The organism is Providencia sp. 6390 (assembly GCF_058148425.1).
Genome location: NZ_JBYVYL010000001.1, coordinates 560572 through 586886, shown reverse-complemented (window position 1 = coordinate 586886; position 26315 = coordinate 560572). Strand labels below are relative to the sequence as shown.

Here is a 26315-nt window from a genome sequence, read left to right as displayed (position 1 = left end):
AATCAAACAAAGCAATACAGATAGAATATTCGTCTTGTTTTAAGAGTTGCAGTTTACAAAATATGGAATTTTCTGCTATAAATTAGAGCATGCATTAAGATACAGCGTATTAACTAGGTTCATCCATCCAACGTTTTATACCACTTATCTGCACACGCCTAATATTATTTACTGTCGTTAAACAGTGAATTTAGCTGTAATTCCGAATGAAAAATAAAAAATATGTTCGGTATTTAAAAAGGATCATATTATGACATCGCAAACAACCAGCCAGCCCTCGGCAAGGCCATTGAGGAAAGAAGATTATAAAACATTAGGGTTGTCATCTTTAGGTGGAACCCTTGAATTCTATGATTTCGTCATTTTTGTGTTTTATGCAAAAATTATTTCTCAGCTATTTTTCCCCGGTGACAATGAATTTTTAGCACTAATGGCAACACTGGGATTGTTTGCAGCAGGTTACCTCGCTCGCCCTCTTGGCGGTATTATTATGGCGCACTTTGGCGATAAAATTGGCCGTAAGAAAATGTTCACCCTTAGTATTTTCTTAATGGCTTTCCCGACTTTTGTAATCGGTTTTTTACCTACTTACGCCACTATTGGTGCAGCGGCACCATTGCTGCTGTTGTTAATGAGGATCATGCAAGGCGCTGCTATCGGTGGTGAAATGCCGGGTGCTTGGGTATTTATTGCTGAACATACACCTAAACAGCGCTATGGCCTCGGTGTAGGTACGCTGACCTCCGGTATTACCGGTGGTATTTTATTAGGTTCTATCGTCGCCATTATTATTGAACGTAATTACACCACAGCTGAAGTTCATGATTTTGCGTGGCGTATTCCATTCATTCTTGGTGGTATTTTCGGATTTATTTCTGTTTACTTACGTCGTTTCTTAGAAGAAACACCGATCTTTAAAGAACTTGCCGCTAAAAAAGCATTAGCTCAAGAGTTACCCGTTAAAACTGTCATTAAGTCACATAAGCAAGCTTGTATGATCACTGCAGCATTGACTTGGTCTCTTTCAACGGCAATTGTTGTCACTATCTTGATGACGCCTGATGTTGTTCTAAAAGGGATCTATAACATTGATCGTAACGTTGCCTTGCAAGCAAACTGTGCCGCAACATTGACACTAACGTTAGGCTGTATCTTTTGGGGTTGGTTAGGCGATAAAATGGGTACTCGCGTTTCGATGACATTGTCCTGGGGCGGGTTAGCCGTAACAGCCTTGTATTTTTATTCGTCATTATCAACGGATATCGCAGCTGCTACATTGACCTTTAATTATGGCTTAATGGGCTTTTTCGTTGGTGCCATTGCTACAACACCGATTATCAGTACTCGCACATTTCCACCCGAGATCCGTTATTCAGGTTTATCATTCGCTTATAATGTGGCTTACGCGATCTTTGGCGGTTTAACACCAATCTTAACGGGTGCATGGTTACAACAATCACATATGGCACCTGCGTATTATGTCGCTGGTGTTTCTTTATTGGCAGTTGCTGTTGCCTTTATTCCATTAGCATGGAAAGGCTGGACAGCAAATTCGATTCCAGATAATGCAACTGTTGGTAACTTAAACACCAGCGCAATACGTTAATTTAATATAATTTCTTTAGCATCAATATGTATAAACCCGTAGCAATTAATCGCTACGGGTTTTGTTATACAGTTTTTCCTTAATATTCTGCCTTTTCTGCACACTAGTTGACGTTTTTTTCATATTTCCTTCATTTTTACGTGTAACCCCCACGCTAAACTATTAACATACCGCAACTGACTAATTTTTAACTATATAGAGGATGTTCTATGCCTCTATATAGCCATCAAAATATGATGCTTTTTTTTTACTCGACGTTGAGCTAAGCGAAAATTTAAATGAATAAACAAAAACGCCATACCACACTAACCCGTTCTGCCATTTTCGTTGCCATTATTATCGCTGCTGGTGCTGGGTGGTATTTTTATTCTCAGCATAATCAAACTACTACCACTCAAAATAATGCCAGTAACAAGCCACAAACCCGCTCAAACCGTGTTCTTGCACCAGTGCAATTCGCCGATGCACAAGAAAAAATCGTTCCTCGCTACTTATCAGGTTTAGGGACTGTACAAGCCGCCAATATGGTTACAGTCACTAGCCGTGTGGAGGGCCAGTTAATGTCTTTGCATTTTGTCGAAGGTCAGCAGGTTAACGCTGGCGATTTACTGGCTGAAATCGACCCTCGTCCTTTTGAAGTACAGTTGGCCCAAGCGGAAGGCCAACTGGCAAAAGATAAAGCGACTTTGGCAAATGCACGCTTGGATTTAAATCGCTACCAAAAATTAGCGGGTACAAAAGTCATTTCACAACAAGAACTTGATAATCAACGGTCATTGGTTCTGCAGTCTGAGGGGAGCATTAAAGCAGACCAAGCTGCGGTAGACAGTGCTAAATTACAACTTACCTACAGTAAAATTACTGCCCCTATTTCAGGCCGTATCGGTTTAAAACAAGTTGATGTAGGTAACTTTATTTCAGCGGGCACCACCACACCAATCGTGGTGATCACTCAAACTCAGCCTGCTGATGTGTTATTTGCGCTTCCTGAGGGCGATATTCCAGCGGTACAAAAAGCACAAGCCTCTGGACAACCTGTAATAGTCGAAGCGTGGGATAGAAATAATATTGCAATGATTAGTGAAGGTTATCTGTTAAGTACCGATAACCAAATCGATGCGGCAACAGGTACATTAAAAATGAAAGCTCGCTTCACTAATGAAGCACAGAGCCTGTTTCCTAACCAATTTGTCAATATTAAAATGCAGGTAGAAACCCTGCAAAATGCAGTTGTTATCCCAACAGCAGCGCTGCAAATGGGTAACGAAGGGCACTATGTTTGGGTACTGAGTAACGATAACCGTGTTAGCAAACAATCGGTCACTGTTGGTATGCAAGATAGCCAACAAGTTGTCATTGAAAGCGGCCTCGCTGCACATACAAAAGTGATCACTGATGGTGTCGACCGTTTAACTGATGGCACAAGTGTTGAAGTCGTTAATAGTAATAATATCGCTAAATCCAGCAAAAATAGCGCGGAGAAAGCCTAATGCAACCGGGGATCCAAAAAGGTGGCGGCCCTTCTCGCTTATTTATATTACGCCCTGTTGCGACAACTTTATTTATGGTGGCGATCCTATTGGCGGGGATCATTGGCTATCGTTTCCTACCTGTATCAGCATTACCTGAAGTCGATTATCCAACCATTCAAGTTGTGACGTTATATCCGGGTGCCAGCCCAGAAGTAATGACATCAGCAGTCACGGCACCGCTCGAAACACAATTTGGGCAAATGTCTGGATTAAAACAAATGTCATCACAAAGCTCTGGTGGCGCTTCAGTGATCACCTTGATGTTTCAGCTGACACTGCCTTTAGAGGTTGCAGAACAAGAGGTACAAGCCGCTATTAACTCAGCCTCTAGTTTATTACCTTCTGATTTACCATATCCACCAATTTATAATAAGGTCAATCCAGCCGATCCCCCTGTTTTGACCCTTGCTGTCACCTCAGATGCCATGCCACTAACGCAAGTTCAAGATATGATTGAGAATCGAATTGCTCAAAAAATATCGCAAGTTAATGGTGTTGGCCTAGTTACCCTTGCAGGCGGCCAACGCCCTGCTGTGCGAGTGAGTTTAAACCCTCAAGCCATGGCAGCAAAAGGATTGGATAGCGATACTATTCGAACGGCAATTAATAACGCGAACGTCAATTCCGCCAAGGGTAGCTTTGATGGCCCAACACGAGCCGTAACACTCTCTGCTAATGACCAGATGAAGTCTTTGGATGATTACCGTCATTTAATTGTTGCCTATCAAAATGGTGCACCAGTACGACTCGGTGATATTGCCACCATCCAACAAGCTGCTGAAAATGCCTATTTAGGAGCATGGGCAAACACACAAAAAGCAATTGTGATTAATGTTCAGCGCCAACCGGGCGCTAACGTTATCGAAACAACCGATACTATTCGCAATCTGCTGCCTGAATTGATTGATACATTGCCGAAATCGGTTGATGTGAAGATTTTAACCGATAGAACCAGCACCATTCGAGCTTCTGTCAACGATGTTCAATTTGAACTAATGCTTGCTATCGCATTAGTTGTAATGGTTATTTATCTATTCCTACGTAATGGCATAGCAACGCTGATCCCAGGAATTGCCGTACCGCTCTCCCTCGTTGGTACCTTTGCTGTAATGTATTTTTGTGGTTTTTCTGTCAATAACTTAACTTTAATGGCACTCACTATCGCCACTGGCTTTGTGGTTGATGATGCAATCGTCGTCATTGAAAATATCTCTCGTTACCTTGAACAAGGTGATAAACCAGTTGTTGCCGCGTTAAAGGGCGCAGGGGAAATTGGCTTTACCATTATCTCACTAACTTTCTCATTGGTTGCTGTGTTGATCCCATTATTATTTATGGGCGATATTGTTGGACGATTATTCAGGGAATTTGCGATCACTCTTGCCGTTGCCATCCTGATTTCAGCTGTCGTTTCATTAACACTCACCCCCATGATGTGCGCACGTTTGCTGAAACCTGAATCAGAGCATAAACATAATAGCTTTGAGCTTGCCTGTGAACGTTTCTTTGAAGGCATGATCGCTTGGTATGCTATTTGGTTAAAACGTGTTCTCAATCATCGTTGGTTAACCCTTTCAGTTGCCCTTGGTACACTTGTCTTAACTGTACTGTTGTATCTGTGGATCCCAAAAGGCTTCTTCCCATTACAAGACAATGGCATTATTCAAGGTACGATTGAAAGCCGCCAATCCATTTCTTTCTCTGCAATGTCACAAAAGCAGCAAGAAGTCGCTGAGAAATTACTGGCAGATCCTGCGGTTGATAATATTACCACCTACGTGGGTATTGATGGTACCAATGCAACCCTTAACAATGGGCGCATTCAAATTACTTTAAAACCGCTGGATGAACGTCCTGATCGTGTTAGCACCATTATCCCACGCCTACAAAAAATAGCTGATGGCGTATCAGGTGTCACACTGTATCTACAACCCATGCAAGATTTGACTATTGATACCCAATTAGCACGAACTCAGTACCAATTTACGCTACAAGCAGGTTCTCTAGAAGAACTGAGCCAATGGGTACCAAAACTAATAACTGAATTGAATAAACAACCTGAGTTAGTTGATGTCAGTAGTGATTGGCAAGACAAAGGCTTAGTTGCTTATGTCAATGTAGATAGGGATACCGCAAGTCGCTTTGGCATCACTATGTCAGCCATTGATAATGCTTTATATAATGCGTTTGGTCAGCGTATGATTTCCACCATTTACACCCAATCGAACCAATATCGCGTCATTATTGAGCACAATACACAAACTCGTGATGGTATGGATGCGTTAAATGATGTTCGCCTCAAAGGTACTGATGGAGCCATTGTACCTTTAAGTACTTTAGTGAATATCCAAGAAGGTTATGGACCGCTAGCGATAAATCATCTCGATCAATTCCCTGCAGCAACCTTCTCTTTTAACCTCGCTGATGGTGCATCCCTCGAATCTGCGGTTAATGCAGTAAAAAATGCGGAAACGCAAATCGAAATGCCGAAATCCATTACCACGCAATTCCAAGGCGCAACCTTAGCGTTTGAGGCTGCATTAAGCAGCACGGTTTGGCTGATCGCAGCAGCTATTGTTGCAATGTATATTGTGCTAGGTATTTTGTATGAAAGCTTCATTCACCCAATCACCATCCTATCCACCTTACCTACCGCAGGTGTTGGCGCATTATTGGCCTTGATGATGGCTGGCAGTGAATTGGATGTAATTGCCGTCATTGGTATTATTTTGCTGATAGGGATAGTGAAAAAGAACGCTATCATGATGATTGACTTTGCTTTAGCCGCCGAACGAGAGCAAGGCATGTCACCGCAGGAAGCGATTTATCAAGCTTGTTTGCTGCGTTTTCGCCCTATCCTAATGACCACAATGGCGGCATTACTGGGTGCATTACCTTTAATGTTAAGTACTGGTGTCGGTGCGGAGCTGCGCCAGCCATTAGGGATTTGTATGGTTGGTGGTTTGATCATGAGCCAGATACTCACTTTATTTACTACACCAGTGATTTATCTACTATTTGATAGCTTAGCCAACAATATCAAGGCTCGTCGCCAAAACCGTAAGCAACAGGTGTCATAATGAAGCGCTTCTTCGCCTTATTTATCAGCCGTCCTGTTGCAACAACACTGATTAGCGTTGCTATCTCGCTATGCGGCGCACTCAGTTTTATGTTCTTACCTGTGGCTCCATTACCACAAGTTGATTACCCTGTAATAAACGTGACAGCGTCACTTTCCGGTGCTTCACCGGAAACAATGGCCTCTTCGATTGCGACACCTCTTGAACGTTCACTAGGTAGTATCGCGGGGATCAGTGAGATGACCTCCAGTAGTTCACTTGGGCGTACCACTATCACCCTTGAGTTCAATCTTGATAAAGATATTAATAATGCAGCTCGTGAAGTACAGGCCGCTATTAATGCCGCTCAAAGTTTGTTACCCAGTGGTATGCAAAGTAAGCCGCGCTATTACAAATCGAATCCATCTGATGCCCCGATCATGATTTTGACTTTAACCTCAAAAACCATGAGTACAGGCGAAATTTATGACATTGCATCAACTCGTTTATCTCAACGCATCGCACAGATTGAAGGTGTCAGTGAAGTTTCTGTTGGTGGAGGCTCATTGCCAGCGGTTCGTGTGGAACTCAATCCAACTGCGCTGTTTAATCAAGGTGTTTCTCTTGATAAAGTCCGTTCAGCCATCAATAGCGCCAACGTACGCCAACCGCAAGGCTACATTAATGATGATGATAAACGCTGGCAGGTACAGACCAATGATGAGCTGAAAAAAGCCGTAGATTATCGTCCTATAATTGTTCATTATCAAAATGGTAATGCCGTTAAACTGAGTGATGTCGCCAATGTCAAAGACTCAGTGCAAGATGTCCGCACCGCAGGTATGTCTGGCGGCGAACCGGCCATTTTGATTGTGATCCGCCGCGAGGCGGGAGCAAATATCATTGAAACCGTTAATCGCATTCGCGCTGAATTACCTGAATTTCAAGACATGATCCCCGCAGCGATTGATTTGAAGGTCGCTCAAGATAGAACCCCAACCATTCGTGCCTCGTTAGTGGAAGTTGAACGTGCATTGATGATTGCTATCGCATTGGTGATCTTAGTTGTATTGCTGTTTTTACGTTCAGGTCGAGCTACCCTGATCCCTGCCATTGCAGTTCCTGTATCACTGATTGGTACTTTCACAGCAATGTACCTGTGTGGTTTCAGTCTTAATAACTTATCGCTAATGGCGTTGACCGTAGCCACTGGCTTTGTGGTCGACGACGCAATTGTGGTACTGGAAAATATCTCACGGCATATCGAAAATGGCAGCCGACCATTTATTGCAGCTGTTAGAGGGGTTAGTGAAGTTGGCTTTACCGTCGTCTCAATGAGTATTTCCTTAGTCGCGGTATTCATCCCTCTATTATTAATGGAGGGGTTAGTTGGCCGATTGTTCCGCGAATTTGCCATTACCCTCGCGACGGCAATTGGTATCTCATTAATTATTTCATTAACGCTCACCCCAATGATGTGCGCGCATTTATTAAAAAAACAGATAGTCAAGAAGTCCGATAAACAGGGATTCACAGCCCGCTGTTTATTACGTGTACAACAAAGTTACGGCGTCACGTTAAATTGGGTGCTATCCCATAAACGTAGCGTGTTAGCGATACTCTTCACCACGATTGGTTTAAATATCTATCTGTATATCGCGATCCCTAAAACCTTTTTCCCTGAGCAGGATACCGGCCGTTTACTTGGCTTTGTTCGTGCAGACCAAAGTATTTCATTTCAAGCAATGAAGGAGAAAATGACCCGTTTCATGCAAGAAGTGAATGCGGATCCTGCGGTCGATAACGTGACCGGTTTTACAGGCGGTAGCCGCGTTAACAGTGGTTCAATGTTTATTTCGTTAAAACCATTGGACGAACGCAAGGAAAGTGCAAACTCAATCATCAACCGACTGCGAATCAAACTCGCCAAAGAACCAGGCGCAAACTTGTTTATGATGCCAGTGCAAGATATTCGTGTGGGGGGGCGTCAATCCAATGCCAGCTACCAATTTTCTCTACTTGCTGACGAGTTAAATGTGCTACGTGAATGGGAACCCGCTATCCGTAAAGCCATTGCCGATCTTCCTCAAGTCACTGATGTGAACTCAGATAAAGAAGATAAAGGCGCTGAGATGGCGATCACCTATGATAGAGATTTAATGGCGCAATTGGGCATCGATGTACGTGAAGCCAATGACTTGCTTAATAATGCGTTTGGGCAACGCCAAGTTTCAACTATCTATGAAGCAATGAACCAATATAAAGTCGTAATGGAAGTTGCTCCTGAATATACGCAAGATGTCAGCGCATTAGATAAAATGTTTGTTATCAATAATACGGGTGAGGCCATCCCGCTATCTTACTTTGCTCGTTGGCAGCCAGCTAATGCACCATTAAGCGTTAATCATCAAGGTTTATCAGCAGCATCAACCATTTCTTTCAACTTAGCGGAAGGCTACACCCTTGATCAAGCAATGTCTGCTATCGAAAAAACCATGACTGCACTTGGTGTACCAGCAACCGTACGAGGTACTTTCGCTGGTACAGCGCAAGTGTTTCAAGACACACTAAAATCACAGTTATTCCTAATCTTTGCCGCTATCATTACAGTATATTTGGTATTGGGGATCCTCTATGAAAGCTATATTCACCCTCTTACCATTTTATCCACTTTGCCTTCCGCTGGCGTCGGTGCATTACTCGCCTTAGAGCTATTCAATACTCCTTTCAGCTTGATCGCTCTAATCGGGATTATGCTATTAATTGGTATAGTTAAGAAAAATGCCATAATCATGGTCGATTTCGCTATTCATGCACAACGCAACGAAGGTTTAACTGCAAGAGAAGCGATATTCCGTGCCAGTATGTTACGTTTTAGGCCAATTTTGATGACCACATTAGCCGCTATTTTTGGAGCATTACCACTCGCTTTAGGTAGTGGCGATGGTGCTGAATTACGTCAACCACTTGGTATCACAATTGTTGGCGGTTTGGTGATGAGTCAATTATTAACGTTATTTACTACACCTGTGGTTTATTTATGTTTTGACCAACTCAGACAGCGTTTTTCGAAAAAACAGAGTGACCCTAAACACGCAAAGGCGTAAATGATGAAATTTAGATTCAGCAGCGTCAGTACTCGATTATTTTTGGCTATCTTTGCCACTTGCTTGCTATTAGTGGTGATCATGCACCAAGGTGTTCGCATGAGCTTTCAGCATGGGTTTATTGATTATATTAAAGAAAATGACCAACAACGAGCTGAACTGATCGCTGACGCCCTTGCTGAACAATATGATGAAACTGGTAGCTGGCGTTTTTTAATCCGCAATGAGCGTGCATTTTTTAATATCTTACGCAGTATTGAGCACCACCAGCGTTCACTCCCTCCCTCCAAACCTAAAGGTTGGCGCTCCTACTTTTGGGTCTATGACGACGAAAATCGCTTGATCTTAGGTCGTGATGTGCCATTGCCTGACGACGTACTTCGTCAAGCAGTTATCACAACCGATGGTAAAACGGTCGGATGGGTGATCGCCAGCTACGGTGATGGTATCAGCAGTGAAATAGATCGTCGTTTTGAAGAACAGCAGATGATGACTAGCTGGCTGATTGCAGGTTTATCATTGATTGTCGCGTTGATCGCCACGATTTTGTTAGCCCGTGGTTTTTTAAAACCAATCAAGCGCTTATTAGATGGTACTAACCAACTTGCTAATGGTGATTTCACTACTCGTGTCTCCGAAACCGGTCGCGATGAGCTAGGCCAACTCGCTAAAGATTTTAACCACCTTGCATCGACACTCGAAAAAAATGAACATATGCGTCGTGACTATATGGCTGATATTTCACATGAATTACGCACTCCACTCTCTGTATTACAAGGTGAGCTTGAAGCTGTACAAGATGGTGTTCGCCAAGCAACACCTGAAACCATCAATTCTTTACTCGCTGAAACGCAAACATTAATTAAGCTAGTTAACGACCTACACCAGCTGTCTCTGTCTGATAGAGGGTCGTTAGTCTATCGTATTCAATCTGCTGATATTATTCCTTTGATTGACATGACGGTTGGCCAAGCACGTTGGCGTTTAGAAGAAAAGCAAATTATTGTTGAAAAAAACTTCCCAAATCAGCAAATTATTAATATAGACCCAGATCGCATCCTGCAATTGCTTTATAACTTAATGGAAAATAGCCTACGTTATACTGATGCAAACGGAAAAATTGTCATCCGAACAACTATTGAACACAATCAGTTTTCTTTGTATTGGGAAGACAGTGCTCCCGGCCTAACCAGCGAACAATGTAGCCATCTTTTTGAGCGATTTTATCGTGCCGAGGAGTCGCGAAATCGAGCCAGTGGCGGATCTGGCCTAGGCTTAGCGATTTGCTATAATATTATTGAAGCACATCAAGGTAGCATGCAAGCAACGCCTTCCCCACTAGGGGGCGTATGCATTGCTATCCATTTACCGATTAATCAAAAGGAAAATGAACAGTGACAGTGTCAGAGCCTTCAAGTGCGAATGTACTCGTTGTTGAAGACGAACCGAAACTCGGTCAACTACTTTATGATTACCTTCAAGCTGCAGGATACCAACCTTCACTATTACAACGAGGCGATGAGGTGATTGGTTATGTCAAACAACACCAACCAGACATCATCCTACTCGATCTTATGCTACCTGGCATGGATGGATTAACCATCTGCCGTGAATTACGCAAGTTTTGTGAAATCCCCATTATTATGGTCACCGCTAAGACTGAAGAAATAGATCGCTTACTTGGTTTAGAGATTGGCGCTGATGATTATATTTGTAAACCTTTTAGTCCTCGCGAAGTCGTTGCACGAGTAAGAACTATTTTACGTCGCTGCCAACGCATCGTGACACCAAATAAAAATAAAACTCAGTTAGTTATTGATGAAAGCGCATTTCAAGTACGCTATGGTGAACAACAGCTTGAGCTAACCCCAGCAGAATTCCGGTTAGTAAAGTTTTTGTCGGATAATTCAGGAACTGTATTTTCACGCGATCAACTGCTCGATATTTTGTATGACGACCACCGTATTGTCACAGATAGAACGATTGATAGCCACGTCAAAAACCTGCGCCGTAAACTCGAATCACTTGATAATGAAAAAACCTTTATTCGTTCTATTTATGGTTTAGGTTATCGATGGGATGAGGTGTAATTTGCAGGTTCTATATCAGTACAATTTGTAGGGAATACTTTAATTTTTTCGCAAACGGCGCTAAAATCAGCCCCCTTAAAAAGTCTTCCTCCTCAAGAGGAAGTCAGGCTGCTCACAAACGTATTCTGTTTGACAGCAGTCGTTAGGGTTTTGAAAATCAATTTATTGATTTTCGGCTGATAACACGGAGCAGGAAAAACCTCGCTTTTATCCCGCTTCGTCAACAACCTCACTTCCTCATTATGCAGGAAGTACTGACTTGACATCAGACTGAGAACAAACATGTTTACTCCAGAATTATTATCACCAGCAGGTTCTTTAAAGAACATGCGTTATGCTTTCGCGTATGGCGCAGATGCCGTTTACGCAGGCCAGCCACGTTATAGTCTTCGCGTACGTAATAACGAGTTCAATCATGAAAACCTTGCCAAAGGGATCCAAGAAGCACATGACCTCGGCAAAAAATTCTATGTTGTGGTGAATATCGCACCTCACAATGCAAAGTTAAAAACTTTTATTCGTGATTTGACACCTGTCATTGAAATGGGCCCTGATGCACTGATTATGTCCGATCCGGGATTGATCATGATGGTACGTGAAGCATTTCCTGAAATGGATATTCATTTATCGGTACAAGCAAACGCAGTGAACTGGGCGTCGGTAAAATTCTGGAAACAAATGGGGCTCACTCGCGTGATTTTATCTCGTGAGCTTTCTCTCGAAGAAATCGCCGAAATCCGCAAACAAGTTCCTGACATCGAGCTCGAAGTGTTTGTACATGGCGCTCTTTGTATGGCTTATTCAGGGCGTTGCTTATTATCTGGTTATATTAATAAGCGTGATCCGAACCAAGGCACATGTACCAATGCTTGCCGTTGGGAATACAAAGTCGAAGAAGGTAAAGAAGATGATGTAGGCAATATCGTCCATGTCCATGAGCCGATCCCTGTCAAAAATGTTGCTCCAACATTAGGTGAAGGCGAACCAACTGATAAAGTATTTATGATTGAAGAAGCTAAACGTCCGGGCGAATATATGACCGCCTTTGAAGACGAACATGGCACTTATATCATGAACTCCAAAGATTTACGTGCCATTGAACACGTTGAAAATCTGACTCAGATGGGTGTGCACTCATTAAAAATTGAAGGTCGTACTAAATCATTCTATTACTGCGCGCGTACTGCACAAGTTTACCGTCGTGCAATTGATGATGCCGTCGCAGGTAAACCGTTTGATCCAACATTACTTTCAACCTTAGAAGGTTTAGCTCATCGCGGTTACACCGAAGGCTTTTTACGTCGCCATACTCACGATGCATATCAAACCTATGAGTATGGTTACTCCGTCTCTGAAACACAGCAATTTGTAGGTGAATTTACGGGTAAACGCATTAATGGGCTTGCAGAAGTTGATGTTAAAAACAAATTTAGCCTAGGCGATAGCTTAGAATTGATGACCCCTGCAGGCAACATTGTCTTTACACTTGACGCATTGCAAAACCGTAAAGGTGAAGCTATTGACGTTGCGCCAGGTAATGGCCATGTGGTTTATTTACCTGTACCTGATGATATAGATGTGAATTTTGGATTGTTGATCCGTAATTTAGCGGGCACAACAACTCGCTCTCCCCACCAATCAGAAGCGATAACTAACGCTTAATTAGCGACTATCAATCAGTCATTTTTAATGCTAGAAATTATCAATTTATTCAATTGAATTTCTAGCATTTTTTATTTCTTCTCATCTGAATTATCCGCAACGTAAACCTTATCAAGAATTGATAATAATTCTCAAAAATAATGCCTAGCCGTTAAAATGCATTTAATATCCATTTTTATGCAATAGATCACAACAATTAGCTATTCAATGTCGTATAGTCACTTTCGAAAATGAAGAACTAGAAAGTCATAAAGTAAGACTAGGAACCACCTCCTTGGCTGGCTCAATCTCCCTTGAGCTAGCCATTTCTTTTTTATACCCCTACAAAATATTCCAACAGCATAATCGCTCAATGTGATTATTTATTCCGATTATGGCTATACTATAAACAGTATTGTCTCATTGAAGGAATATCATGCCTACTTATAAACAACATAGCGCTCTTATTATTCTTAACGGTAAACAATCAGCCAACCCTGAATTCAGAAAAGCCGTTTACCAACTACGCGAAGAAGGCCACAATATTTTGGTGAGGATCCCTTGGGAAACCAGTGAGTTACCTATTTATCTTACTGAAGCATCCAATCAAGGTATAGAAACTATCATTGCTGGCGGTGGTGATGGCACAATAAACGCTGTTGCAAGTGCATTAATGCAGCAACCTGAAGCACTGCGCCCTGCTATCGGTATCCTCCCATTAGGAACCGCCAATGATTTTGCAACCAGTGCCAATATTCCAATGGATATTCATGCAGCCTTATCATTAGCAGTAAAAGGCAAATCATTTGCGATAGATATTGCTAGAGTCAATCATAAGTCATTTTTTATGAATATGGCGACAGGTGGTTTTGGAACGCGTATCACGACAGAAACCCCCGAGGCATTAAAATCTGCCCTCGGCGGTGCAGCCTATGTGATTAATGGATTGCTGCGCCCTGATACACTCAAAACCGATACCTGCAAAATTGAAACTGAACATTTTAGTTGGGAAGGCGAAACGTTAGTCGTTGCTGTCGGTAATGGTAGGCAAGCCGGAGGTGGACAATTGCTGACTCCTGATGCCTTAATCAACGACGGTCAATTAAATTTACTGGTTGTTCCCGCTCGTGATGTGATCCCTGCTTTACTGAGCAATTTATTCTCTAGTGAGAAAAATCAGCATTTAATTGAAAAAACAACTTGTTGGGTAAAAATTTCTTCGCCGCATAAAATGGTGTTTAATTTAGACGGAGAACCCCTTTCGGGTGAAACATTCACCTTCGAATTACTACCTGAAGCGATCCACTGCCGGTTACCACCTCAATGTGGCTTGTTATCTTAAATTTAATGATTAACATCCCCTAGACTTTTGTTAAATGGAGGAAGTCATGACTGATATTGCCAAGCTGTTAGGTTCCGAAGCATCCACTCTTTTAGACCATCGTTGCCAAACCATTCCTCGTGAAAATATTTACTTACCGGGCTCTGACTTTGTTGACCGTGTCATGATCGACAATAATCGCCCCAATAGTGTTCTTCGCTCAATGCAAACCTTGTTTAATCATGGCCGCTTAGCGGGTACAGGCTATCTTTCTATCCTTCCTGTCGACCAAGGTGTTGAGCACTCTGCAGCAGCTTCATTTGCGGCAAACCCACTCTATTTCGATCCTAAAAACATTGTTGAACTCGCAATTGAGGCTGGCTGTAATTGTGTTGCTTCCACTTATGGTGTACTGGCTTCCGTTTCACGCCGTTATGCACATAAAATTCCATTTTTAGTGAAACTAAATCATAACGAAACACTCAGTTACCCAGCTCAATACGATCAAACATTATACGCGAGCGTCGAGCAAGCTTTTGAAATGGGTGCTGTTGCTGTAGGAGCTACCATCTATTTCGGCTCAATTGAATCACGTCGTCAAATTGAAGAAATCTCTGCCGCATTTGAACGTGCACATGAACTAGGTATGGTCACTGTATTGTGGGCCTATTTACGTAACCCCGCATTTAAAAAGGATGGTGTTGATTACCATTCTAGTGCGGACTTAACCGGACAAGCTAATCATATTGCAGCAACTATTGGCGCTGATATTGTGAAGCAAAAAATGGCTGAAAATAACGGTGGCTATAAAGCCGTTGGATTTGGTCATACTGATGAACGCGTCTACACAAAGCTGACAACAGATAACCCGATTGATCTGGTTCGTTATCAATTAGCTAATTGCTATATGGGACGTGCCGGATTGATTAACTCAGGCGGCGCCGCTGGGCAGAATGACTTAAGTGAATCAGTACGCACTGCTGTTATCAATAAGCGTGCAGGTGGAATGGGGCTGATCTTAGGCCGTAAAGCCTTCAAAAAATCAATGCAAGAAGGCGTAGCACTGATTAATGCCGTACAAGATGTTTACCTCAGTAAAGAAGTCACTATTGCTTAAACCTTCTTTAATTAGCCCTCAATATTTGAGGGCTTTTTGCTTTCTTACCACCATGCATGAAAATGGTGTACAGGCCCAATACCTGAGCCGACTTCTAAACTATCTGCTTGTTCTAATGCTGCCTGTAAGTAAGCTTTTGCTTCAGAAACTGTCGTTTGCCAATCAACAAAACGTGGCCTCAAGGCAGCCAATGCTGCTGATAATGTACAGCCTGTTCCATGCGTATGGCGTGTATTGACTCTCGGTGAGGTAAAACGCCATTCACCTTCAAGAGTAATTAACCAATCAGGGCTTTCGTTGTCGCTTAAATGCCCTCCTTTCATTAACACCGCCTTACAACCCATTTTAAGTAACCGATGGCCTTGGTCTAACATTTGGCTTTCTGTATGAGCCACAGGCTCATCAAGCAATGCTGCTGCTTCAGGTAAATTAGGCGTTATCAATGAAACTAGTGGTAGCAGTTCACTCCTCATCGCATCAACTGCATCAGGAAGTAGCAATGGATCACCACTTTTCGCAACCATTACCGTATCTAAAACCACATATGGAATAGGATATTGCTTTAGCGCTTGAGCGACGACTTCAATCACTTTTTGATTAAATAACATGCCTATTTTAGCGCTATCAATACGCACATCGCTAAGGACGGATTCAAGTTGCGCAGCCACAAAACTATCAGGTAGTTCATGTACTAATTGTACACCGTGAGTGTTTTGTGCAACCAATGCTGTCATCACACTAGTGCCATAAGCGCCGAGCGCTGAAAATGTTTTCAAATCAGCTTGGACCCCTGCACCGCCCGATGGATCGGTCCCAGCAATAGTTAACGCATTGATTCTCATGAAATGTCACTCCTCAAGCACAGGGTAAGGAGCGGTCATATAGGAAGGGTTATCACTGACGCTTCCGACTTCCCTACGCTGGCATTATCCAGATCAGGTGATACGGGTGCTTCTCAGTCTTCATCGACGCCCCGAGCCAAAACTACTTGATTAGTATCGCACTTTTTTTCACAAAAAACCCCTACAAAATCACTGTGTAATAGTCAAAAAATTCTGTGGAAGATCTAAGCGGGATTTATTCCTTCCCAACAACTTCATCGAACAAAGTAAAAGGCTGATATCCACTTTGTAAGTAGGAATAATTGTCAACCAGCTGCTGAAAATCTTTACACCATAGAATTTCTTGTTTGCTTAAAGCAAATCATACGAGAGAATGAAATTCTTCAAACCCAAATCCCACACAATTCAGATAAACTCCACTATTAGATAAACTAAATTAGTGCTGTTATATCACTTCTAGGTAATCTAAAATAATTAGTAAGCATAGCGTTTCGTGAGAAATAATATTCATTCTCACAATTAATATTTAAACCTATAACATAAAACGTGCATTAACCTGAGTCGGATTTACAATGAGAGTTAACAAAAAATTGCAGCTAGCTGTAGGAACCACCTTTTTGATGGCATCCTCTATCTGCACAGCTTCATCGACCTCAACAGATCAGCCATCTGAGGGGTTATGGGATAAATTTACCCGAAATGTCAGTACCACGTGGGATTCAGATCAATATGAAGTATATCTTCCGGTATTAACATGGCATAACCGCTTTACTTACGATAAAGAAAAAACAGATAGCTATAATGAAAACCCATGGGGTTTTGGACTAGGTAAGTATCGCTACGATGAAGATAATGATTGGCATTCGTTATACGCCATGGCATTTATGGATTCACATAATAAAGTAGAGCCAATTGTAGGCTATGGTTTCCAAAAAATGTGGGTGCCAGGTGATTTGGATGGCTTTAGAATGGGGGCAGGTTTCACATTAAGTGTGACTGCAAGGGATGATTACTATTATATTCCAATCCCAGTACCACTTCCGCTGGTTTCTGTTGAATATGACAAGCTATCATTACAAGCGACTTATATACCAGGAACTTATAACAACGGTAATGTGCTATTTGCATGGTTACGTTGGCAATGGTAATGAATTAGCATATTCACAAATCAAAAATGGCCGGTGTGCATTATGTCACCGGCCATTTTATTCACTATACTCTTCATACTACAAGTCGCGGCACCTTTCGTTAATGCATAAGTGACCACGTTCACTTGTTGCCTAGCTGCATCTCGAATTATTTAGAGGATCCTAATGTGTTACTTGCGCTTTCTTGTCAGCATTTTCTTGTTTTTTAGCGCCTGAGAATTGGTAACCAACCCATAGAACTGCAATCCATACTGGCATAATTAGAACCGATATTCTTAAACCATCCATCATTAAAATGATAACTAATATCAACGCTAAAAATGCTAAACACAAATAGTTGCCGAACGGATACCAAATACTTTTAAATTTAGTTTCAATCCCTTGCCTGTTCATTTCAGCTCTAAATTTTAGGTTAGAGACACAAATCATAATCCAATTCAGTACTAGTGTTGTTACAACCAGTGTCATTAGTAGCTCGAATGCTTTACCTTCCATGATAAAATTAATCAAAATACCGCCCGATGTTGCGATCCCAGACACAATCAGTGCCATAACAGGTACGCCACCTTTGTTAATTTTTGAAAGGAATTTTGGGGCATTTTGTTGTTGAGCCAAACCAAACAGCATACGGCTAGTACAGTATGCAGCACTGTTATAAACAGAAAGTGCCGCAATCAAAATAATCACATTCAATGCGTTAGCTACTAACATGTCACCCAATTCATGGAATATCAAAACGAATGGACTAGTTTTACCATCTAAGTTAACCCATGGGTAAAGCGCTAACAGTACAGTCAAAGAACCGATATAGAAAATAAGGATACGATAAACAACTTGATTGATTGCTTTTGGAATACTTTTTTCAGGCTCTTCCGCTTCAGCTGCGGTGATCCCCACTAATTCCAACCCACCGAAAGAGAACATAATAATGGCTAATGCCATCAGTAACCCAATAAAGTCATTAGCAAAGAAACCGCCATGCTCCCATAAATTGGTAATACTGGCCTGTGGGCCACCTTTACCACTAAATAGCAAGTAACAACCAAAAATAATCATGGCGATAACTGCAATCACTTTGATGAGCGCAAACCAAAATTCTGTTTCGCCATAAGAGCGAACATTGACTAAATTCACCGCGTTAACTGCAATAAAGAATACGGCAGCAGAAACCCAAATCGGCAGGTCAGGCCACCAACGGCGCATATATTCACCAGCAGCGGTAAGCTCTGTCATCCCAACAAGGATGAACATAAACCAGTAATTCCAACCCGATAGAAAGCCAGCAAAGCCACCCCAATACTTAAATGCAAAGTGACTAAATGAACCTGCAACAGGTTCTTGAACAATCATTTCACCCAGCTGACGCATGATCAGAAAGGCAATGAACCCACATAATGCATACCCTAACAATACCGAAGGGCCTGCCATCTTAATGGTTGTTGCTATACCGAGAAACAGCCCTGTACCAACCGCCCCCCCCAAAGCAATCAACTGGATATGCCTATTCTTTAATCCACGCTTTAGCGTCTGCTGCTCTTGCGCCATAACTTTACCCTTATCATCCTATTTACTTGCTTGTTATCTCTATTATTGAGCTAAGCATACAAGTTTATTTGAATTTTGTTATTAACAACACTACTTAAAGATGCTCTCTGTTGGATCAGCGATCACTATCTCATTAAAAATTGATAGGTTGTGACAAAAACAGAGGCAGCACAGTATGGCGTATTAAAGGGCAAATTCAAAACGGTAATAAGTCAGTTATTTGACATATTCCAAATATAAAGTTTTCACCACCTTGATCACACAATCTATCCATCGCTAGCAGATATAAAAAAATACAGCCGAAAACGGCAAAAATAGCGATGAGCAATTTGTATTTCAACCCAACATCTCCTTCAGCATAAACATTATTTAGCTATTGGTTTTCAGTCATTTATGTCAATTCTAAAAACTCAAAGTGTCATCCAATCTATGGGGGGCAATTTCTAACTCCTCAAGCTTACTTCAATGGCTATTTCAAAATTTGAGGAAAATGCGTAATTCATGTCAATTTTCGTATTTATGCTCAATTTTCCAGCTAATGAGTATAAAAATGGCTTAACTGGCTTTTTTTTCATCTATTTACTGTCAATACCGCACAACCAGCCTTTGTCATGTTCAAACGAAGTTGTGTATACTTCAGCTACTCCATTTGATGCATGAGTTATTAATGCTTATTTTTTCAGCATACTAAAACTATGTTTATCTGTTCGGGGTCTGAGTGACTACAGGTACACAGTGGATTTTCCTACCTTTTGTAGCGTGCTCATGTTTTGGGTTCGGACAGCAGATGTTTTACTACTGTTCTTAGTCGTAAAATTGAGGAATAGTGCTTTAACTCATCTAGTTAACTAAAATATTTCTGTTTTGAACAAAATTTCACATGCACAGGTCAACAACTTCAGTAATTAATTGAGATGCCACAAGATAATCATTTAGCCCTCGTCTATGCTTTAAGTAAATGGATCGAAGAACACTTAGGTCGAGTTATCCATTTAGAAGAACTTGCTGCCTATTCAGGCTATTCGCTATGGCATATGCAAAAGATCTTTAAAGAAGTGACTGGAATTTCATTAGGTAAATACATCCGCCAGCGCCGTCTTGCAGGCGCAGTGAACCTACTAAGAAACAGCGAGCAATCTATTTTTGACATCGCGCTAGATTTTGGGTTTGGCTCGCAATCACATTTCACTTATATGTTCCGAAAAGAATATGGGATAACCCCGTTTGATTTCAGGCAAAATAGTGATATTGATCTAGACGTTAAAGAACCACTACATTTAAGCCATACCCATGATTAAGTATTTCACTAAGTGATACTTTTCATGTTTGGCTAATTTACATTTTGTGTAAATAGAGTAAGGTACTTCAGTAAAAACATCATTAAACGGAGGCGTTGATGTCTATCAAACTGGTAGCAATTGATTTAGATGGTACTCTACTCAACTCTCAGCACCAAATCACCCCAGCAGTCAAAGATGCGGTCTTACAGGCAAAGCATAACGGTATCCATGTAGTTCTTGCCTCAGGGAGGCCATTTTCAGGGATCTTCCCTTACCTTCAACAGCTAGGCCTAGACAACGCTTCGGACTATTGCATCAGCAATAACGGCAGTGTTATCCATCAAGCCAATGATGGAACGCATTTAATTGAAAACCTGCTGGATTTTGCTGACTACCAATACTTCGAATCTTTAGCTAATGAAGTTGGCGTGCATATGCATGTGCTGGCACAAAACACCATGTTTACGGCAAACCGCCATATCAGCCACTATACCGTTCATGATGCTTACCTCACCAATACACCTCTTGTGTATTGCCCTGCAAGTGAAATGGATCCTAGCCTAAAATTCACCAAGTTTATGATGATTGACCAACCAGAAAAACTCAGTGTTGGTATTAGTTATATTCCTGAAGATACCTTTGAAAGTTATTCGCTGATGAAAACCAGCCCTTATTTTTTAGAGATCTCCAGTAAAACAGCGAGTAAAGGTGCTGCTTTACAACTGATTTGCGAAAAATTAGCTATTACACCAGACAAAGTGATGAGTATTGGCGATCAAAATAACGACTTACAAATGCTTCAATATGCCAAGATCCCTGTAGCAATGGGTAATGCGATCGATAATATTCGCAATATTGCCAAGTTTATCACTGCAACTAACAATGAAGATGGCGTCGCTGTCGCACTAAATAAATTTATAAACCAACAATAAATCCATAGGCAGTGTTATTCACTGCCAATCAAACCAACTGCAATATATAAAGTCAACCCATCCCCCATAATGCCATCGCTTCACTACTAGCTAAAGTCAAATAACCTTTTAGCGTCTGACGCTACCATCGAAATTTGATACTATCTACGCCTTTAAAAACACTGTAATACAAAAATATTCATTACAAAACAAACATTACAAACAGGTAGTAACATGTTTTCAACTAAAGATATGATAATTCTTGGGATGATGGTCTTTGCCCTCTTTCTCGGTGCAGGCAATATTATTTTCCCTCCTATGGCAGGCTACCAATCAGGGGTAGATTGGTTTAATACATCACTTGGTTTCATTATCACAGGCGTTATTCTTCCTTTTATTACACTAGTGACTGTTGCAGTAAAAGGCCGAGGAGAAAAGCTTTCAGTTGATTTACCTAAATGGGTTGCTGTTATTTTTTGGGTAGCCCTGTATTTAATTGTTGGCTCAACATTTGCGATGCCTAGAGTCACCAATACCGCATTTGAAATGGGGTTCATTCCTTTAGGTTTTGTGGAGAAAGATACGACCTCTCATTTAATCTTTGCATTACTCTTTAATATTTGCTCCCTATTCTTCATGCTTAAACAAGGCACAATGATCAGTGCTATTGGCAAATTCATGACGCCTGCACTGCTAATACTATTAGTTGCCGTTGGCGTCGCCGTTGTGGTTGAACCGTTATCACCCATTAATGAACCCGTAAAACAATATGCAGATTATGCTTTCTTTAGCGGTGTGATTGATGGCTATCAAACTATGGATGTTTTATCAGCGATGGCATTTGGCGGTATTGTAGCTAGAGCTTTAGCCTCTAAAAATATTACCCAGCCTCGTACCGTTGCGTTTATCACCATAAAAGCAGGATTAATTTCAGTTAGTTTATTAGCCGCTCTCTATATTTGTTTATTTTACCTTGGTGCGACTAGCGAACTAGTCGCAAGCACAGCCACTAATGGCGGACAAATATTTTCACGTTATGTTGATGTGTTATTTGGTTCTGTGGGCACTTGGATTATGTGTGGTATCGTTCTTTTAGCCAGTATGACAACCTTAGTTGGTGTCACCAGCGCTTGTGCTGATTACTTTGCAACATTCCACCATCGCTTAGGCTATCGCTTTTGGGTCATATTTTTCACATTGTTAACCACACTTGTTTCTACTTTTGGCTTAGATACCCTATTACGAGTTACCATTCCTGCTCTACTAATGATATATCCATCATCGGTTACCATTGTATTCCTACAATTTGCTCGCCGTTATATGGTCGCTCCGCGTATTTCTTACGGTATCACAATCGCTATAATTGTTTTTATGAGCTTGTTAGATACATTAAATTACTTGAAATTACTCAGCGATAGTATGAAGGATTTCCTTCTTACCCATTTACCCCTATTTGAACAAGGCATGGGCTGGTTGATACCGGGTATTATTGCTTTTGCTATCTCGCTTTTAATCGGAAAGATATGTACCGTTAAAGCTGTGCAGTTAGCATAAATAAGTTCAATGGCGCTCTTTACTGGTATTGAGCGCCACACGCCTAGTCGCCAAAAAGCAAATAATCGACCCTAATGTGACCATCAAAACACCTTGCCAAAAACCAAGCGTTAGTGCGGTACTTAATAACATTGAAGAAAATGCAGTCGAAATGACAGGTGTAAAATAGGACAATGTCCCTAGAAATGCCACATTGCCCCTAATGACAGCCAGTGTCCATAAAGCATTTGCTCCACCGGTTGCCAAAGCAGCAATTAATAATAAACTGACACTCGAGGGTGAAACCTCAAAAGGTTTAGTCGGTTGAAAAGCAAACAATAACCATAACCCTATCGATGTAATGAGAAAAAATAGCACCATGCCATTATGGCCACCAGAGATACGTTTAGTCACATTACTATAAAATGCCCAAAAAATTGCGCCTGCAAAAGCTAATAAATAGCTAAATGGGTTACTTTTTATATTTGTTAAAATCGCGTCCACCGAAATCGGTTTATCACCTGAAATCACCCAAATCAAACCTATGAAGGCTAAAGCTAAGCCAGCACCGAGCAGCCATGTAAATTTTTGGCGATTAAAAAATACAGCTAATGCAATAGTGAAACTTGGCCATAAATAATTCACCATGCCCAATTCAATCGCTTGTTGACGATCATCCGCTAGCCCTAGCGCTAATACAAAACAGATTTCATAACTGACAAATAATAGCGTTCCCCAAAAAAGGTAACGTCTAGGGTAGATATGGATTTTAGGCAATCCCATAAATAGAGTTAGGATAACCGTACCAAAACTATAAATAAGTGCTGCACCACCAACAGCACCAAAGCTTTCACTAGCACTGCGAACTAAACCGACAATCGTGCTCCACAACAATATTGAGATCACGCCATAAAATGTTGCTGCATGCTGACCTAATTTCATTTTTTGCTCAGTTTGAAAGTTATCCGGTAATTGCTAAGAAAAACCTTAAAGCTCAAGTTATTAGAAAGCAAGTATTATTAATAAGGTTTATTAAATTACAACCTCATTGAGGAAATAACTCAGTAAAAAGGCCACCGTATCGGTGACCTATACTAACTAGCAAACAAATTATATTTAATCCGTATTTATGAATTTTGAATCGCTTTTTTAGATACCCATTGTTTGACTTGTTCTTTTTCCCAAATGCCTTCTTCTACTTGCATTTTCAATTCAGGATGCTGCTCAATATCAAAAGTTGGAACCTTACCTGCTTTACGTTGTAGGTTATAATCTTTTGCCAATTTAAAGGCAATACTCGATAGCAAGAGGATCGCAATAAGATTAGTAATTGCCATTAACCCCATCGATAAATCAGCCATTTTCCAGATCAGTGGCATTTCAGCTAATGTACCAAACATCACCATTCCCAATGCAGCTAAGCGCAAAAGAAATAAACCTGTAGTATGATTATTTTCTAAAAAAATCATATTGCTTTCTGCATAAGCATAATTGGCAATGATAGAAGTAAACGCAAAAAAGAATATCGCAACAGCAACAAATGTCGCTCCCCACCCACCAACAACTGATGACAAAGCAAGCTGAGTTAATTCAATACCACTGATTTTCTCTGTTGGGTTATCGAGTACGCCTGAAGAAAGAATGATGATCGCGGTAGCACTGCAAATGACGATAGTGTCCATAAAAACGCCAAGCATTTGTACATAGCCTTGTGATGCCGGATGTGGCGGATAAGGTGCAGCTGAAGCGGCTGCATTAGGTGCTGAACCCATGCCAGCTTCATTTGAAAATAAGCCCCGTTGGATCCCTTGTGTCATCGCTTGCCCGATACCATAGCCTATCGCACCGCCAGCCGCCTCTTGCAACCCAAATGCATTACGAATAATCAGTGTAAAAATTTCAGGTAAACGATCAACATGATGCCCTACAACCCAAAATGCCAACATTAAATAAGCTAATGCCATAACTGGCACAACTAATTCAGCAACCTTTGCAATTGATTTTAATCCGCCGAAAATAACAATGCCGCTCATTACCACAAGGGCAATGCCAACATAGAGAGGGTTAAAATCAAATGCGACAGCCGCTGCCTGTGCAATAGAGTTTGCTTGAACAGCATTGAAGACTAAGCCAAATGCAATGATTAGGAATATCGAGAACAGTATTCCCATCCAACGCATATTTAGCCCTTTTTGCATATAATAAGCGGGCCCACCACGATAATTACCTTGGTCATCTTTGGTTTTATAAAGCTGCGCTAATGTTGATTCAATAAATGAAGTAGCCATGCCAAGTAATGCAACGACCCACATCCAGAAAATGGCGCCGGGCCCACCAGCAGTAATCGCGATCGCAACACCAGTTAAATTTCCCGTTCCCACTCTTGCCGCTAAGCTAGTGCATAGTGCTTGAAAAGAAGAAATGCCAGCTTTGTTTGTTTGGTTACTGTTTTTTAAAACGCCAAACATATGGCTAAAGTGACGAATTTGAATAAAACCTGTACGAAAAGTAAAATAGATGCCTGCACCGAGTAATAAGTAGATGAGAAGTGAACCCCAGACAATATTGTTTAGATAGTTGATAATTTCGACCAAACTGTTCCCCTTATTTTATAATATACAAATAAAGATCATTGTTTCACCAATGATAATTTTCACAATGTTTCGTCTGAAAAAACACAGAAATGATTATAGAAACTCATCTTTTATAGGAAGTGTAATTAAATACAAAACAAAGAAACCTAAAACTATATTTTTTTATCTTTCATGTAAAACACTTTTTCAATTCAAGATAATTAACATTGCCTTTTATTATTCAAACAACTAATATATCGTTCTATGCAGAACAAAAAATAGTCAAAATTATCAATTTGTTATATACTTAATTACATAACAAACAAAATTGTCAATCATTTGATTGATTTTAAATAACGTGAATAAATTTTATTTTTCTTGCATACTAATTCAGTATGTAAATACTACTAATAGTTAATATACTTTACTTTCTAGATAAGATTTAATCTTTTTCCCAATAAGACTAATGAATTCGTTTACACCTTATTTTAAATAAATAATGTGTAAACTGAACACTATCTGATTAGCCATAATTTTGGCTATTGTTTTTTAAACATACTAATTGATTATTTTTTCAACTCATCACAAAACGACAGTTGTAAAATAAGCATTGCTTCTATTTATACATCACAATAAACTTTACAGCTAATTTGTGACCCTACTGAAGGTTAAAAAATGAAAATCACCATTAAAATCTCTGATGATACTGTATCCCAAAAATCCTATGACGCTTTCACTTCAGAGCTAAGATCGAGAGTGTTAGAGGTATACCCAGGTAGCGATTTATATATTATTCATGACTCAGGTGCCACCACATTTGAAACTAGCGGATTTCATGACGATAAAGAAGCTCATATCGTGTTACATGAACTAGTAGAAGATGTGCTTAAACATGGTCACTGGTCAAAATAACTGGCTGTATCGACCCACGATTGTAGCAATCAGTAAAAAATTATTTTTCGATTCAATGCTGGTTGAAAAATAACAAAATTGCATAATATGTGACCCGT

General features: G+C 40.8%; 19 protein-coding genes and 1 riboswitch. Of the genes, 14 read left to right on the top strand and 5 right to left on the bottom strand.

Annotated elements, in window-relative coordinates; genetic code table 11:
• The first annotated feature begins 250 nt into the window (after positions 1-250).
• From AC3Z9T_RS02830 to fbaB, 9 genes are all read left to right on the top strand, one after another.
• Positions 251-1606 (top strand): MFS transporter, encoded by a 1356-nt coding sequence (locus AC3Z9T_RS02830; protein WP_490124679.1) that lies wholly within the window; start codon positions 251-253, stop codon positions 1604-1606.
• Between the two features lie 278 nt (positions 1607-1884).
• Complete coding sequence (locus tag AC3Z9T_RS02825) at positions 1885-3096, top strand: MdtA/MuxA family multidrug efflux RND transporter periplasmic adaptor subunit (RefSeq protein ID WP_490124678.1); 1212 nt, start codon at positions 1885-1887, stop codon at positions 3094-3096.
• Positions 3096-6218 (top strand): MdtB/MuxB family multidrug efflux RND transporter permease subunit, encoded by a 3123-nt coding sequence (locus AC3Z9T_RS02820; RefSeq protein ID WP_490124677.1) that lies wholly within the window; start codon positions 3096-3098, stop codon positions 6216-6218. Before AC3Z9T_RS02825 ends, AC3Z9T_RS02820 begins: the two co-directional genes overlap by 1 nt.
• Positions 6218-9304 (top strand): multidrug efflux RND transporter permease subunit MdtC, encoded by a 3087-nt coding sequence (gene mdtC / locus AC3Z9T_RS02815; protein ID WP_490124676.1) that lies wholly within the window; start codon positions 6218-6220, stop codon positions 9302-9304. Before AC3Z9T_RS02820 ends, mdtC begins: the two co-directional genes overlap by 1 nt.
• Positions 9305-9307: 3 nt before the next feature.
• Positions 9308-10702: an envelope stress sensor histidine kinase BaeS gene (baeS, locus tag AC3Z9T_RS02810; RefSeq protein ID WP_490125131.1), complete on the top strand. Its 1395-nt coding sequence runs from the start codon at positions 9308-9310 to the stop codon at positions 10700-10702.
• The gene (gene baeR / locus AC3Z9T_RS02805) at positions 10699-11394 is read left to right on the top strand and encodes an envelope stress response regulator BaeR (protein ID WP_490124675.1); all 696 of its coding nucleotides are present in this window, start codon (positions 10699-10701) and stop codon (positions 11392-11394) included. Before baeS ends, baeR begins: the two co-directional genes overlap by 4 nt.
• A gap of 282 nt (positions 11395-11676) precedes the next feature.
• Positions 11677-13056, top strand: coding sequence for a prephenate-dependent tRNA uridine(34) hydroxylase TrhP (gene trhP, locus AC3Z9T_RS02800; protein WP_490124674.1), 1380 nt, complete (start codon positions 11677-11679; stop codon positions 13054-13056).
• Between the two features lie 415 nt (positions 13057-13471).
• Entirely contained in the window at positions 13472-14377 is a 906-nt protein-coding gene (gene yegS, locus AC3Z9T_RS02795; RefSeq protein ID WP_490124673.1) for a lipid kinase YegS, read from the top strand.
• A gap of 46 nt (positions 14378-14423) precedes the next feature.
• On the top strand, positions 14424-15473 hold the full coding sequence (fbaB, locus tag AC3Z9T_RS02790; RefSeq protein WP_490124672.1) for a class I fructose-bisphosphate aldolase: 1050 nt from the start codon (positions 14424-14426) through the stop codon (positions 15471-15473).
• A gap of 44 nt (positions 15474-15517) precedes the next feature.
• Here fbaB and thiD read toward each other — a convergent pair whose 3' ends face one another.
• Entirely contained in the window at positions 15518-16315 is a 798-nt protein-coding gene (gene thiD / locus AC3Z9T_RS02785; protein ID WP_490124671.1) for a bifunctional hydroxymethylpyrimidine kinase/phosphomethylpyrimidine kinase, read from the bottom strand.
• A gap of 53 nt (positions 16316-16368) precedes the next feature.
• Positions 16369-16459: riboswitch (TPP riboswitch) on the bottom strand.
• A 428-nt stretch (positions 16460-16887) separates the two neighbouring features.
• Here thiD and pagP point away from each other — a divergent pair.
• On the top strand, positions 16888-17463 hold the full coding sequence (gene pagP / locus AC3Z9T_RS02780) for a lipid IV(A) palmitoyltransferase PagP (protein WP_490124670.1): 576 nt from the start codon (positions 16888-16890) through the stop codon (positions 17461-17463).
• A gap of 162 nt (positions 17464-17625) precedes the next feature.
• Here the strand turns inward: pagP and AC3Z9T_RS02775 are convergent, their stop codons facing one another.
• Both AC3Z9T_RS02775 and mgrB read right to left on the bottom strand, forming a co-directional pair.
• Positions 17626-19008: an amino acid permease gene (locus tag AC3Z9T_RS02775; RefSeq protein ID WP_490124669.1), complete on the bottom strand. Its 1383-nt coding sequence runs from the start codon at positions 19006-19008 to the stop codon at positions 17626-17628.
• 196 nt (positions 19009-19204) lie between these two features.
• Positions 19205-19336, bottom strand: coding sequence for a PhoP/PhoQ regulatory lipoprotein MgrB (gene mgrB, locus AC3Z9T_RS02770; RefSeq protein WP_490125130.1), 132 nt, complete (start codon positions 19334-19336; stop codon positions 19205-19207).
• A 586-nt stretch (positions 19337-19922) separates the two neighbouring features.
• Between mgrB and AC3Z9T_RS02765 the strand changes: the two genes are divergently transcribed.
• The 3 genes from AC3Z9T_RS02765 (at position 19923) to brnQ (ending at position 22753) form a co-directional block, all read left to right on the top strand.
• Entirely contained in the window at positions 19923-20306 is a 384-nt protein-coding gene (locus AC3Z9T_RS02765; protein ID WP_490124668.1) for a helix-turn-helix domain-containing protein, read from the top strand.
• Positions 20307-20404: 98 nt separating this feature from the next.
• Positions 20405-21220, top strand: a complete 816-nt coding sequence (gene yidA / locus AC3Z9T_RS02760) for a sugar-phosphatase (protein WP_490124667.1) — start codon at positions 20405-20407, stop codon at positions 21218-21220.
• Positions 21221-21433: 213 nt separating this feature from the next.
• The gene (gene brnQ, locus AC3Z9T_RS02755) at positions 21434-22753 is read left to right on the top strand and encodes a branched-chain amino acid transport system II carrier protein (protein WP_490124666.1); all 1320 of its coding nucleotides are present in this window, start codon (positions 21434-21436) and stop codon (positions 22751-22753) included.
• 6 nt (positions 22754-22759) lie between these two features.
• Here the strand turns inward: brnQ and yddG are convergent, their stop codons facing one another.
• Positions 22760-23674 carry an aromatic amino acid DMT transporter YddG gene (yddG, locus tag AC3Z9T_RS02750; protein WP_490124665.1) on the bottom strand — a complete coding sequence of 305 codons (915 nt, stop codon included), beginning with the start codon at positions 23672-23674 and terminating at the stop codon, positions 22760-22762.
• Between the two features lie 185 nt (positions 23675-23859).
• Complete coding sequence (locus tag AC3Z9T_RS02745; RefSeq protein ID WP_490124664.1) at positions 23860-25326, bottom strand: alanine/glycine:cation symporter family protein; 1467 nt, start codon at positions 25324-25326, stop codon at positions 23860-23862.
• Positions 25327-25980: 654 nt separating this feature from the next.
• Here AC3Z9T_RS02745 and AC3Z9T_RS02740 point away from each other — a divergent pair.
• Entirely contained in the window at positions 25981-26217 is a 237-nt protein-coding gene (locus AC3Z9T_RS02740; protein ID WP_490124663.1) for a penicillin-binding protein, read from the top strand.
• The last annotated feature ends 98 nt before the right edge of the window (positions 26218-26315 follow it).